The sequence below is a fragment of the Paenibacillus hodogayensis genome, assembly GCF_039536325.1.
Taxonomy (GTDB): Bacteria; Bacillota; Bacilli; order Paenibacillales; family NBRC-103111; genus Paenibacillus_AB; species Paenibacillus_AB hodogayensis.
On the sequence record NZ_BAAAYO010000002.1, the window covers coordinates 209,323 to 222,052 of the forward strand.

General features: G+C 54.3%; 12 protein-coding genes. 5 read left to right on the forward strand and 7 right to left on the reverse strand.

All coding sequences use genetic code 11. From position 1 onward, the window contains the following. Positions 1-122: 122 nt before the first annotated feature. Positions 123-1,280: a GntR family transcriptional regulator gene (locus ABD796_RS06530; RefSeq protein WP_344904769.1), complete on the reverse strand. Its 1,158-nt coding sequence runs from the start codon at positions 1,278-1,280 to the stop codon at positions 123-125. 237 nt (positions 1,281-1,517) lie between these two features. Between ABD796_RS06530 and ABD796_RS06535 the strand changes: the two genes are divergently transcribed. Genes ABD796_RS06535 through wsfD form a run of 3 tightly spaced genes read left to right on the forward strand, consistent with a single transcriptional unit; the run spans position 1,518 to position 4,527 of the window. Continuing rightward, positions 1,518-2,621 carry a glycosyltransferase family 2 protein gene (locus tag ABD796_RS06535; protein ID WP_344904772.1) on the forward strand — a complete coding sequence of 368 codons (1,104 nt, stop codon included), beginning with the start codon at positions 1,518-1,520 and terminating at the stop codon, positions 2,619-2,621. Then, positions 2,618-3,076: a GtrA family protein gene (locus ABD796_RS06540; protein ID WP_344904775.1), complete on the forward strand. Its 459-nt coding sequence runs from the start codon at positions 2,618-2,620 to the stop codon at positions 3,074-3,076. Before ABD796_RS06535 ends, ABD796_RS06540 begins: the two co-directional genes overlap by 4 nt. A 5-nt stretch (positions 3,077-3,081) precedes the next feature. Further along, entirely contained in the window at positions 3,082-4,527 is a 1,446-nt protein-coding gene (gene wsfD / locus ABD796_RS06545) for a glycan biosynthesis hexose transferase WsfD (protein WP_446686429.1), read from the forward strand. A gap of 119 nt (positions 4,528-4,646) precedes the next feature. Here the strand turns inward: wsfD and ABD796_RS06550 are convergent, their stop codons facing one another. The 4 genes from ABD796_RS06550 to ABD796_RS06565 form a co-directional block, all read right to left on the reverse strand. Further along, positions 4,647-5,309, reverse strand: coding sequence for an HAD family hydrolase (locus ABD796_RS06550; protein ID WP_344904784.1), 663 nt, complete (start codon positions 5,307-5,309; stop codon positions 4,647-4,649). Positions 5,310-5,540: 231 nt separating this feature from the next. Beyond that, positions 5,541-6,770, reverse strand: coding sequence for an MFS transporter (locus ABD796_RS06555; protein WP_379116289.1), 1,230 nt, complete (start codon positions 6,768-6,770; stop codon positions 5,541-5,543). 215 nt (positions 6,771-6,985) lie between these two features. Further along, on the reverse strand, positions 6,986-7,168 hold the full coding sequence (locus ABD796_RS06560; protein WP_344904790.1) for a putative motility protein: 183 nt from the start codon (positions 7,166-7,168) through the stop codon (positions 6,986-6,988). 102 nt (positions 7,169-7,270) lie between these two features. Beyond that, positions 7,271-8,452: an acyl-CoA dehydrogenase family protein gene (locus ABD796_RS06565; RefSeq protein ID WP_344904793.1), complete on the reverse strand. Its 1,182-nt coding sequence runs from the start codon at positions 8,450-8,452 to the stop codon at positions 7,271-7,273. A 288-nt stretch (positions 8,453-8,740) separates the two neighbouring features. On the opposite strand from ABD796_RS06565, the gene ABD796_RS06570 reads away from it, so the two are divergent. After that, positions 8,741-8,932, forward strand: coding sequence for a sporulation protein Cse60 (locus ABD796_RS06570; RefSeq protein ID WP_344904796.1), 192 nt, complete (start codon positions 8,741-8,743; stop codon positions 8,930-8,932). A gap of 181 nt (positions 8,933-9,113) precedes the next feature. On the opposite strand, the gene ABD796_RS06575 is transcribed toward ABD796_RS06570, so the two are convergent. Further along, positions 9,114-10,142 carry a formylglycine-generating enzyme family protein gene (locus tag ABD796_RS06575; RefSeq protein ID WP_379116292.1) on the reverse strand — a complete coding sequence of 343 codons (1,029 nt, stop codon included), beginning with the start codon at positions 10,140-10,142 and terminating at the stop codon, positions 9,114-9,116. A 354-nt stretch (positions 10,143-10,496) separates the two neighbouring features. Between ABD796_RS06575 and ABD796_RS06580 the strand changes: the two genes are divergently transcribed. Further along, on the forward strand, positions 10,497-11,720 hold the full coding sequence (locus tag ABD796_RS06580; RefSeq protein ID WP_344904801.1) for a leucine-rich repeat domain-containing protein: 1,224 nt from the start codon (positions 10,497-10,499) through the stop codon (positions 11,718-11,720). A gap of 199 nt (positions 11,721-11,919) precedes the next feature. On the opposite strand, the gene ABD796_RS06585 is transcribed toward ABD796_RS06580, so the two are convergent. Continuing rightward, positions 11,920-12,450 (reverse strand): DinB family protein, encoded by a 531-nt coding sequence (locus ABD796_RS06585; protein ID WP_344904803.1) that lies wholly within the window; start codon positions 12,448-12,450, stop codon positions 11,920-11,922. Positions 12,451-12,730: the final 280 nt, after the last annotated feature.

A 12,730-nucleotide genomic window follows, 5' to 3' on the forward strand; every position in this document is an offset into this window, starting at 1 on the left:
ATTGCGGTCAAGGAAGCGTTCGGCCGGGACAACCCCAATGTATCAAGGGAAAAACGTGAAGGCGCTGCAGCCGGTCAAATACGCGAGCTCCAAAGGCTTTAATCGTAACGACTCGGTTGCCGCTAGGGACGTACTTCGGAGAGGAGCACCCCCGCTGTAGCGGAGCCATCGCTTCTCGGGTTGATCGCCGTCGATTGGCGCACGATCAGCTTATTCGGCAGCATGAGCTTGCGCGGCTCCGTTGACCGGTCGCGAATCAGGGAAACGATCAGCTTAACGGCCTCCTTGCCTATGTTCATCTCATTCTGGTCCACGTACGTCAGCGGCACGGGGTACAGATTGGACTGCTCGTAATCGTCGAAGCACACGATGGAAAGATCCCGCGGCACGTCAAGATTCAATAATTGGGCCGCTTTCATGACTTGCAGGCCTATCGTGGAATTGGTCGCCACAATGGCGGTCACGTCGGGATTTTCCCGCAAGTAGGTTTGAATCTGATCGACCGCGGGCATACCGCCCCCCAGATCCAACAGACGCAGCCGGTAATCGATGAATTGCCCGGCGTCAATCAGCGCCTGCTCGTAACCGCGCAGACGATCCTCGATGCTGGTCGTTCCGGAAATTTTTGTGCTGATGAACGTAATGCTCGCATGCCCCAGCTCGGTCAAATGCTTGGTAGCTTCATAGGCGCCGCCGTAATTGTCCGAGTAGACGCAATTCGTGTCGAGCCCGCGCAAATACCGGTCCACGATAACGAGCGGGTAATGGTTCAAGGTCAGCTTTAATATCTCGTGATTGAACGTCTCGCCGTCCACCGGATAAACCATTATGCCGCTCACACCGGCGGTGACAAGCTCTTTAAGCAGCTTGTTCTCCAGCTCCTGCGATTCGTGGGTAAGCCGGAATACGAAGTTGTATCCTTGATCGGCCAGCTCCTTCTCGATACCCGTCATCAGATTAGCCGTGAAACAATTGTTCAGCCGGGGCATCAGGAAGGCGATGAGCGAACTGTCCGTTTTGATCGGCTCGAACGACATCATCGATTCGGAAGAATCGTCGGAAATGAACGTGCCTTTCCCTTGAATCCGGTAGACGATCCCTTGACTGACCATATCGGCCAGAGCGTTTTTCACCGTAATGCGGCTTACTTTAAACTCTTCCGCCAATTCGTTTTCCGAAGGCAGCTTATCGCCGGGCTTCCATGTGCCGTTTTTCATTTGGTTAAGGATGAAGTTTTTGAGCTGAACGTACATAGGAACTCGTTTGGGTTGACTGGACATAATGAATTGTCTCCTTGTACTTATTGTTATATCAACTATACGACTATTGATTATAATAGTAAAGAAGAGCAGCGGCGTTTCAGACCTGCCTGTGCAAAAGGTTGTTCGATCATTCCAAAATCGGTTTAATAACCTGTAGCTGCGGGTTTTAACGGATTTTTTCGCATTACGGATTTGCATTTCCTTTCAAGACACGTATCATAGAAGAGAGTAAATTGGTTAGCGGAGGACATCAATATGCCGGTTACATCAGGAACTTTGCCTGTTCTGGGCATCGTAGTTCCATGCTACAACGAAGAAGAGGTGCTTCCCGAGACGGTCGTGCGGCTTTCACGCGTGCTCGACTCGCTGGTCGGCGATAAGCTGGTTGCCCCGGGCAGCTTCATGCTGTTCGTCGACGACGGCAGCCGGGACAAGACGTGGGAGCTGATCGAACGCTACCGGCGCTCCAACCCGCGGGTCGCGGGACTGAAGCTGGCCCGCAACGCGGGTCACCAAAACGCTCTGCTCGCCGGACTGAACCGGGCGATACGAACGGTCGACTGCGCCATCTCCATCGATGCCGATCTGCAGGACGACCCCGAGGCGATGCGGGAGTTTATAGTGAAATTTCACGAAGGCTATGATATCGTGTACGGCGTCCGGCAAAGCCGGGCCACCGATACTGCGTTTAAGCGCGGAACGGCGCAGACGTTCTATAAGATGATGCGCAAGCTCGGCGCGAACATCGAGTACAATCATGCCGATTACCGCCTGATGAGCCGGCGGGCGCTCGAACAGTTGGACCGCTTCAAGGAAGTCAACGTGTTCCTGCGCGGCATCGTGCCGATGATCGGCTTCAAGAGCACCAAAGTATATTTCGACCGCCATGAGCGGTTTGCCGGAGAGTCCAAATATCCGTTGAAAAAGATGTTGTCGTTCGCCTGGGACGGCATCACGTCGCTCAGCGTCACGCCGATCCGGCTCGTCACGCTGGCCGGTTTCGTCCTATTCGTCGTCAGCGTGCTCGCAGGCTTATACGCCATCGTGCAGAAGCTGGCCGGCAATACGGTGTCCGGTTGGGCATCGCTTATGCTCTCGATCTGGTTCGTCGGCGGCATTCAATTGATCAGTCTCGGTTTGATCGGCGAGTACATCGGCAAAATCTATAAAGAAGTAAAACATCGTCCGCTTTACATCGTCGAGACGAACTTGACGGCGCAATCCGAGACGGGTACCGGCACGGCGGTTCCGGCTTCGCTCGCGGAAGGCGGACAAGCTTCCGTTTCCCGCGACGGCAGAGCCAACGGACCTGATTCCGGCTCGCCAGTCGGGATCGGGCCAAAGGAGACACGGCGATGAGCGGCAAGATACAAGCGTTGTTCGGCCGGCCGTTCGTGCGCTTCCTGCTCGTCGGCGTCTTCAACACGCTTGTCGGACTGTCCGTCATCGCTTTGCTGCTGCATGTCGCTGGCATCGGCTATTGGGCCTCGACCTTTATCGGCAATACGGTCGGAGCGCTCGTCAGCTATACGCTGAACAAAACGTTCACGTTTCGCTCCAAAGCGAAGGTGGCGGGCAGCTTGTGGAAGTTTGTGCTCGTTACTCTCGTCTGCTATGGTTTGTCGTACGGCATCGGGCTGTACGGCGGACAATGGCTCGCGGCCGCGCTGCCCTGGTTTCCGGACAAGCGCGTGCACGATGCCGCCACATTGTTCGGGACCGGTCTGTACACCGTTACCAACTACTTGGGGCATAAATATTTCAGCTTCCGGAAGGCTCCGGCCGTCCGGGGGCAGGCAGGTGAATCGACTTGAGAAAAATGCCAGGCCTTACCTTCTGGACGATGGTCGCCGCAGCAGCCGTTATGGTTTACGTCCTGTTCGTCAAACCGATCGTCGGCATAGCCGACAACGGCGACTTTCTGCGGATCATGACATCGGCCGGACTGGACTACCTGGATCCGAACCTTTCTTATGAAGACAAATATTTCGGCAACTTCATCCGCGAGTTCAAGATGATCCCGCTCGGAATCGGCGGCTACGCGTCGACGCAGGTGCCTCTTGTCATTATCGCGACCTGGCTGAACAAGCTTACCCACAGCCGGGACGTATTCGACATGCGCTATATGGCTGTCGTTTACGGCATTATGCTGCTGGCCGCCTTCTGGGTCGCTTCCCGCTATCACCGCTCGCTGCCGCTGGCCGGGCGGATCGCGCTTGCGATTCTGCTTGTCGTCGTATTCGCCGACGTCGGCTACACCGGCTACTTCAATTCGTTGTTCGGGGAGCCAGTTTCGTTCGTCTTCCTGCTGCTGACGGTCGCTTTCGCGCTCGCCGCGGCAACCCGGGAGGAGCCGTCGCGCAAGCTGCTGATCGCCTTCTTCGTCTGCGCGATCTTTTTGACCGGCTCCAAGGTGCAGAACGCGCCAGTCGGCATTTTGATCGCCCTGCTCGGACTGCGTTTTCTCGGCTTGCGCTGGGATACGGCATGGCGGCGTACGGTGATCGGCTTCTCGGCCTTCCTCGCGCTCGGCTCGCTGGCTATGTACGTATTCGCGCCCAAGCAGCTGAAGGAAATCAACATGTACCAGACGGTGTTCTACGGGGTTATCAAAGATTCGCCGACACCGGAAAAGGACCTGGAGGAGCTTGGCGTATCGAAGGAACTGGCCATACTGGCCGGGACGAACTTCTTCACGCCGGACACGCCGATTCCGCAGCGCGATCCGCGCATGTACGAATCGTTTTACGACCATATGAGTCACGGCAAAATCGCCCTGTTCTACTTGAAGCACCCCGTCCGGCTTATCCATAAGCTGGAGATCGCGGCGCAGAACGGCATGACGATTCGCCCGTATTACCTGGGCACCTACGAGAAAAGCGAGGGCATGTCTCGAGGAGCGGTTTCCGAAAAATTCGGATTGTGGAGCGAATGGAAACGGTCGCTGCTGCCGAATTCGCTCTGGTTCCTTCTTCCGTTCTATCTGGTCTACTACGCTGTCTTATGGCTGGAATGGCGGTACGCGGCATCGCTCGGGGGCCGAATCTATACGGAGACGTTCGCCCTGATCGGGCTCATCGGCCTCGTGTCGTTCCTGATCCCGGTCATCGGGGACGGCGAAGCCGATCTCAGCAAGCATCTGTTTCTATTCAACGTCTGCTTCGACCTGATGTTCGTTGCCAGCCTGATCTGGATCGTCGCCAAGGTCGCGCTTCTGTTCGGCGCTCGACGACCAACCTACGTCCGCTACGACGGGCGCTGGTAACGAGCATAACGTCCGCATTGCCGGGCCGGCAATTACTAGACGCAGCGCGAAATAGAAGAGCCCGCCTCCGACCGGAGAGCGGGCTTTTCTTTTGAGCCATTAAGCTCCCCTTTTGCTTATTAAGAAAAACCTTTGATTAGATTAGGGATTTCCGTTAAATCTTCACAAGTCGCATCAGGATAACGACTTGAATGATGTTTACCTTTGAGGATGGTTCGCATCCCGATTTCTTGTGAAGGTATGATATCGGCATTTAAGTTATCACCAACAAAAACTGCTCGTTCAGATGAGGAGTTTAAATTTGAAAGTGACAATCGAAATATGGCATGGTCAGGCTTTCTCAAATTTACTGCTTCTGATATAACAATATCATCGAATAATTCCATAATTCCAAGAGAGATGATTTTATTTCTTTGATAAAATTCCCTACCGTTCGTTATAATACCTAATTTGTATCCACTTTGCTTTAATGAACGAAGCATCTCATTTAAGCCAGGGAACCCGATGCTGTACTCATGGAAGTTATTATTTAAATCATCCAGTAGTACAGAATATAGAGCATTATCGATATTGAAAATATGTATTAACTTTCTATAAACTTCTTCTTTGGGCATTACAATGTTATTGTATTGAGTAAATCTAACGATGAATTCACTCTCGTCAGCGATAAAATGATGTAATGAAAATCTTGCATACTGATATTTTGCAAAGTTAATCAATGACTGGTCTTTATCGAGCAAAGTTTGGTCAAGATCAAATATGACCGTGTCAATTTTCCCCAAGTTAATAACCTCCTGCAGCTCGTTTTGCTACTTTCACGCTTTTGTGTAGAATCCAAAATGAGAAGGAATCGAATCAAAAGCTTTATAAGGGAAAAGAGACATCCAAACTTGGTCAGTTTGAATGTCTCTTTTAACGTCAATCAAGTGCTTGCATCTCATTTAAGCCAGGGAACCCGTTATCCGGCCGGAGGGCTGGCTTTCCTTTTGCTTATAGGACGGGACAGACGGCCGTCATGCGGGCGCCTTCCGGTCCTTTGGCAGCAGGATGGCAAGCAGACCGAGCAGCGGCAAATAAGCGCACAGCTTCATCATATAGGCGATGCTTGTCGAGTCGGCAATCCAGCCGAGCACCACTGAGCCGAGGCCGCCCAATCCGAAGGCAAGGCCGAAGAACAGTCCGGACACGAGACCGACGTTGCCAGGCAGCAGCTCCTGCGCGTAGACGACGATGATCGAGAACGCGGACGACAGAACGAACCCGGCGCAGACGCACAGGACGCCCGACCAGAACAGATTGGCATACGGCAGCAAGATGGAGAACGGCGCCGTACCCAAAATCGACAGCCATATAATGTTGCGCCGTCCGTACCGGTCGGCCAGCGGGCCGCCGAAAAACGTCCCTGCCGCGGAAGCCGCGAGAAAAGCGAACAAGAACCATTGCGCATGCTCGACCGTGACCCCGTAGTCGTTAATCAAGTAAAACGAATAGAAGCTGGTGATGCTCGACATGTACACATGCTTCGAGAAGACGAGAAACACGAGAATGACGATTGCCCATACCACTTTCGAGCGGGCCAGCGACAACGTGCTTTCCCGCGGCGCGCTGCGCTTGGCTGCGGAGCGTGGCGCAATGTTTTGCCGCTTGTACCAGCCCGCTACATAGTATTGAATCGCGATGCCGGCGACCGCCACGAAGGCGAACCAGATGACGCCGAACTGTCCTACCTTGACGAACAGAACGGCCGTCATGATTGGGCCGAGCGCGCTGCCGATATTGCCGCCGACCTGGAAGATCGATTGGGCCAGCCCTCTCCTGGCACCGGCGGCCAAATACGCGACCCGGGACGATTCCGGGTGAAAGACGGCCGAGCCTAGTCCCATCGCAATGACGGACAAGATTATCAGAGCGAAATTCGGCGCAAGCGCCAGACCGACCACCCCGACCAGCGTAAAACAGACGCCTATCGGCAATATATACGGACGCGGACGGATGTCGGCATACGTGCCGATGATCGGCTGGAGGATTGAGGCGGTCATATTCATGGCGAAGGCAATGAAGCCGATCTGCTTGTAAGACAGGTCTAACGTATCGCGCAAGATCGGAAACAGCGCGGATACGGTGGACTGCATCGTATCGTTCAGCAGGTGGACGATGCTGATGGCGAATAAGATAGGAAATACGGTAGCTGCTGCGACGGATTGGGTCGTCGAGCGTTCGGCGTGTTTCGCCACAATGGTCATCTCCCCGAGAAGTTGAATATTTGGCGATTATAGCATGACAGGAGGGCGAAACGTCAATACCCTTTCGGCAAATTTACTCGATCTATAAGATTGGTCATGTTCGACGGAGCCCCTCACTCGATCGCTCCGCCCGTTCTGGGCCATACGGAGTCAAGCGCAAAAAGCCGCTTCTTCCTTTTAGGAAGAAACGGCCTTTTCGCGAGGGGCCGGCCCTATTACACGCGAATGTCGATCTTGCTCCCGGCCTGCGGAGGGGCGCTTTGCTGCAACATTTGCACCATTTGCGCCCCTTGCGCTTCGGCGGACTGCTTCACCTTGCTCAGCATCTGAATGCCGACCGCAAGCGGCAGGTCGCTCTTGCTGAACTGCGAGTACGCCGAGTTTAACGATACGCTCATCATGAATCCTCCTGTCGGAAGTAGGCTGTCCGTTCTTCCCGATCATACCATGCGGGCCGCCGCGCGGACAACAGACCGTCCACGAAGCGGGCGGGATGCGGCCTATGTCCGCTCTTCAAGCGCGCGTCTGGCCAGGGAGGTCAATACAGCATCGTCCATCGGCGGATTATGCAGCCCGGCCCGGACGTCGCGGTACATCCGCTCAAGCGGCAGCTTGCGCGATAAGCTCGCGCCCCCGACGATCCGCATCGCGCCGTCCACGATTTTCAAAGCGGCGTTCACGACAACGTATTTCGCCAGTCCCAGCTCATGCTTCAGCGCCGGTCGTTCGGCTGCGGGCGAAGCGTCCCAGCGGTCGGCAACGGCGTACAGCAGCGTGCGTGCCGTCAGCAGCTCGGCCTCGATCAGCCCGATTTGCTGCCGAATGTGGGGCAGCTCGGCGATCGGCTCCGTCAAGCTGTTCGGCTTGTACCGGCTCGCGAATTGCAGAGCGAAATCGCGAGCCGCCCAGGCGATGCCGATGTAGCAGGCGGGAATGTGCAGCATCCAGCCGCTGTCGTCCTGCCGTTTCCCTGCCCATGCCGCTCTTTCGCTCAGGCAATGGTCGGCGGGGACGAATACGTCGTCCAATAGGACGTCGTGGCTGCCGGTCGCCCTCATGCCGATCGTATCCCACGTTTCTTCGATCGAGACGCCGGGACCTTTATGAACGAGAAATTCTCCCGTCTTATCCTCTCCGGCGATTCCCGCCTTGACCGTAAATTGATTCAGGATCGGACTGAGCGTGCTGTACGTTTTCCGGCCGCGAATGCGCCAGCCTCCCGGCACCCGCGTCGCCGTCGTCTCCGGCTTGCCGCCCCGGCTGGGGCTGCCGGTTGCCGGCTCGCTCGCGAAGCTGTTGATCATGGCACCGCCCGCGACCACTTCGCGGCAAAACGCCGCGAACAGCGTCTCCGGCCACGCTCGGGTACCGCGCAGCTGCAGCACCGTTCCGACATGCCAGCCGACGGCCAAAGCGGTCGAGCCGTCTCCACGCGCCAGCCGTTCCTGGCCGAGCACCATTTCGTGCAGCGTAGCCTCGTCACCGCCGTATTCACGCGGAACGGTCAGCTTCAAATAGCCGGCTTCCCGTAAGTCGGCGAAATTATCGAACGGAAACGAGGCTTCCGCATCGTGCCGCTGCGCCCTCTCGGCGAATACGGCCGCCAGCCGGTCGCACTTGGCGGCAAGCGCCGCCTCCCTTTCGTTGCGTATCGCGAAATCCGGCAATCGTTGTTCGGTCATATGTTTATGCGACCTCCTTTCCGCCCATACTTATCGGAGTGCCAGGCATTGTTCTGTTTCATTATACACCCGAACGCTCGATGGAAGCATCCGGACCGTCCGGCGTTCGCCGTTAAGCCGACTCTGTGTCACGACGCGTTCTGCGCCACAGGCTGTTCCGTTGACACCCGATTCCATCAATGGTATGGTGAACGTGAACAGGCATTCCGCTATATGGCGGGGTGCCTCGTTGTATTTTTCATCCATTTTTACATTTAATGTAATAATCCAAGGAGGTGCAGCTGCGTCATGATTCAAGTCAAAGAGTTTGTCGATACGGATTCTTCGTATGCCGAGAAAAAAGCGAATGAATTTCTGGCAACCCTGAATGACGACCAGGTCATCAACATTTGTTACGGATCGATCATGAAAGCGAATGCTTCGGGTGCGGCGAATCAAAGAAGTACCATATTAGTCGTGTATAAATACGCAGAAACGTAGCCCCCGCGGGACGTACTCCAATAAGCGGCACTTTCACATCGACGGCTGCGTTCTTTTACAGAGCGGTTCTCTTTACTCGACATATGTACGATCGAAAGACCGAAAAGCCCGCTTCCTGCAGAGGAAGTCGGGCTTCGTTCCGTCAACCGGCATTGCCGCAACATACGGTAAAGAATCGGCTTCAAACGTCCGCCGCGCAGCGGAAGCCGATATTGCCTGCGGAGCTGTCCGGCGTATTCGAGCTGCGGGCGGCCACGCGATAGCGGTTGCAGTACGACTTGTGGCACAGGTAGGAGCCTCCGCGCATGCTGCGCCGCTCGCCTTTGGCCGGGCCCTGCGGGTTGTCGGACGGCCCGTCCGTATAGGCGGTACGGCTGAACCAGTCGCCCACCCACTCCCAGACGTTGCCCGACACGTTGTATAAGCCGAAGCCGTTCGGCTCGAACGAACGCGCCGGAGCGGTGCCAGCGTAGCCGTCCCGCTGCGTGTTGTGGTCGGGAAACGTCCCCTGCCAAATGTTGCACATATGCTTGCCGTCCGGCGTCAGCTCGTCGCCCCAAGGGTACGTCTTCTGCTCCAGCCCCCCGCGTGCCGCATATTCCCATTCCGCTTCGGTTGGCAGACGCTTGCCCGCCCACCGGCAATAGGCGACCGCATCGTTCCAGGTGACGTGCACGACCGGATGATCCATCCGTTCGTCTATCGACGAGCCCGGCCCTTCCGGCTGAAACCAGAAGGCTCCCTTGACCCCCAACCACCACGGCGTCCCCTGCACCCTGCCCATCAGATGCGGCGTCTGGCGCGGCGTCAAAAACATCTCGAATACGTATGACCAGCCGAACTTCTCCGCTTCCGTCCGGTAGTTTCGGGCATTGACGAATTCGGCGAACTGGCGGTTCGTAACCGTACACGCATCAATCCGGTACGGAGACAGCCGAACTTCGCGTACCGGACCTTCGCCGTCCGCCGGGAAACCGTCCTTGGAGCTGCCGTTGCCCATACGGAAAACGCCGCCGGGCAAATAGATCATCCCCTCCGGAGCCGGGTTTGCCGCCTCCGGTGCGATTACGCCATGAGTTGTGGCCGGCTCCTCAATTTTCGCTAAGCTGTCAAGGCCCGTAGAAGCCGGCAAGCCGTTCCGGCCGGCCGAGCAGCAGGAGCCGCCGGGCCGTTGCTCTTCTGTCACAGTCCATCCCCTCTTCCGCTCCATGGTACAAAACCAGAGCCGTGGCCGCCTTTCTCCAAGCGGGATTGCGGCGTTGCAAGAAACAACCGACAACCCCAAGATTGGGGCATAGGCTCCGACTTCGACGCAAATGCGCACTTGCGTCCATTTTATCTATGCTGAATCAAAGAAACAACCTAAATATGCGGAAAGCTCTATTTCGCGACTTCCCGTTCCCCGTTTCGATACATTCGCTAGGCATGCCCAGACCCCTTGTTTCCACTCCTTATATCCGTTAAATGGGGACCGTAGTATGATGAACGGGGAAGAAATTTTCTTTAAAATGATAGATATCTTACCCCCCAGGGAAGCAGCCTTTTGATTAGGGAAGGAGAATAAGTGACGGATATTACCCAGAATTTCATAGATGAACAGTTCCGGGCATTCATTCTGGACAACTATTGCAATAGACGAGATTCGATTCAGTCGGCCGATGTGGAAGGAATCGTCGTTTTACAGCTCTCGCACAAGAAATTCACAAGTTTAGAAGGACTTGAGCATTTCGCCTCCTTGGAGCAATTGGATTGTGCGTACAATCAATTGAAAGAGTTGGATATCAGCCGCAATACAAGACTGGTTGCTCTGGAATGCTCGGGAAATCAATTGACCTCTCTGGATACGAGCCGCAACCCTTTTTTAAAGCGGCTGATCTGCAATACGAATGAGATGCATGCAATGGATTTGGCGGCTAATACAGCGCTGGAAACGTTAGACTGCGGGTCAAACCGTATACGGACGCTGGATGTAAGCAAGAACGAACGGCTTGTAGAGCTGGTTTGCAATTGGAACATCATTTCCACGCTTGATTTGGAACATAACCGTCACTTGCGCAAGCTCAGCTGCGGCTACAATGCGTTGTTTGTTTTGGAGCTGAACAATAACACGGAGCTGGAGTATCTCGATTGCGGCAATAATTACTTGGTTGGCCTGCAGATTGCGCGCTGCGGGAAATTAATCGAGCTACGATGCAACAACAACCATCTTACCCAGTTGGATGTGAATGGCAACCCGGCCTTGCAAAGCTTACGATGCTTCAACAATCATTTGTCCAGTCTTACGTTAAATCACCCGCATTTGGTTGAGATTTACTGCTCGGAAAATAAAATAGCTGCCTTGGAAACGAGTCTTCTTCCCAAGCTGGAGCGGTTGGATTATGCCAACAACCTCATTCGGGAGCCGGATCATACGGTTCGAAGCGTCGGAACTTTTCAATACGATGTGTCGCTGTCGGATTACAAAGCGGTATTCCCGTTTAAGGAAACCGAGCTTTCTGTTACGGTCCATGTAGCGACAAAAGAAGCGATGAAGCGTTTGTCTCCGCTCATTAAGAAGTCTTGGGAACGTATGGATGCGTTGCAGGAACAGGCGCTTCGGTTCATTGCCGAGCAGCATCCCGAGGAGCGGGTAGAAGAGCTCGTGTGCAGCGAGCTCATGTTTGAAGAGGACGGGACGGTTCGTATCGGCTATGATGCCGGGGATACCCCAGCAGGACGACTCTATATCTTTGTCGTGTTTAATCGCAAGCTTGTCATGGATCGAACGCTGGTGTATGAGACGTATTGAATGGATCGGGCTAGACGGCAAAGGACTTCTTGATCTCCGAGCCGGGCCTCGATGCCGAGGCAGAGCGCAAGGAACCCTTGATTGCCGGCGCGGAATTCACGTTCTGGGGCGGGCGGGATTGGTCTGTCTTATTCGCGGAGGGAGACTGGATAGGTGTCGGATTCGACGATCTTTCCGGTGCCGAAGAGGTCTGATCTCATTAATTTGAAATAGTGTTTTCCTTATACCACTTTCTAAGCAGATTAATGTGGGCCTGATGATAGCGGCTATGATCAGCCATATGCCATAATCCCCAGCGAATGGTTGCTTGCTTTTCATTTTCATGGCCAAACGTGACAACTTGATCCAGATCAGCATCACTTAAGTATGTACATGTATCTTTCAACATTTTTAACACACCTTCATAGTTAGACATCAGTGTGTCCAAAGACTTGCCTACGACCATCGGAAGCCTATTATTTGCATCGATCATGGGCCCGTACTGTTCTTTTAAAGAATGAGGAAGCGGTTGTCCTTTCATTCTATAAACCCAAATAAGGTCGACATACAGGATATGCTTTATTAACTGAGCGGTGCTGTTAAAGTTGTTATTCGGGCCCTTGTAATCGACTTCTTCTTGCGACATGCCATACGTAATGGATTGTAGCCGCTGGCTATTTTCTTTCACAGCGGAATATAATATTCCCACAATCGGTGACATATCGGCTTCACCTTGTAAATCGTAAAGCATCCCGGCTATTCCTCCTTCCATATTGGTTTATAGCGTATCTTCTTATTCGACGTCGTGTTCTCCTAACCCTTGCCGTCGAGGTAACGGAAGGTGAGGATGCTGTAGAGACGCGCAACGGATCAACAGAAGCTTTGGCTGGTAAGCGGAATCCGTATGCTGAAACCAGATTCGGAATGGTTGGCGAAACTTACCGTTTGACAAAAACCGTCGGGCTCTCTAACGGATGCGATAGCCCAAAAAAACAGCGGCAGTCCATGACGTTATTTTCGCGTCCATGGCT

Bases quoted from the DNA above. Each gene is read 5' to 3' on its own strand.
- ABD796_RS06530 (WP_344904769.1), bottom strand. From the start codon at position 1,280: ATGTCCAGTCAACCCAAACGAGTTCCTATGTACGTTCAGCTCAAAAAC.
- ABD796_RS06535 (WP_344904772.1), top strand. From the start codon at position 1,518: ATGCCGGTTACATCAGGAACTTTGCCTGTTCTGGGCATCGTAGTTCCA.
- ABD796_RS06540 (WP_344904775.1), top strand. From the start codon at position 2,618: ATGAGCGGCAAGATACAAGCGTTGTTCGGCCGGCCGTTCGTGCGCTTC.
- wsfD (WP_446686429.1), top strand. From the start codon at position 3,082: ATGCCAGGCCTTACCTTCTGGACGATGGTCGCCGCAGCAGCCGTTATG.
- ABD796_RS06555 (WP_379116289.1), bottom strand. From the start codon at position 6,770: ATGACCATTGTGGCGAAACACGCCGAACGCTCGACGACCCAATCCGTC.
- ABD796_RS06560 (WP_344904790.1), bottom strand. From the start codon at position 7,168: ATGAGCGTATCGTTAAACTCGGCGTACTCGCAGTTCAGCAAGAGCGAC.
- ABD796_RS06565 (WP_344904793.1), bottom strand. From the start codon at position 8,452: ATGACCGAACAACGATTGCCGGATTTCGCGATACGCAACGAAAGGGAG.
- ABD796_RS06570 (WP_344904796.1), top strand. From the start codon at position 8,741: ATGATTCAAGTCAAAGAGTTTGTCGATACGGATTCTTCGTATGCCGAG.
- ABD796_RS06575 (WP_379116292.1), bottom strand. From the start codon at position 10,142: ATGGAGCGGAAGAGGGGATGGACTGTGACAGAAGAGCAACGGCCCGGC.
- ABD796_RS06585 (WP_344904803.1), bottom strand. From the start codon at position 12,450: ATGCTTTACGATTTACAAGGTGAAGCCGATATGTCACCGATTGTGGGA.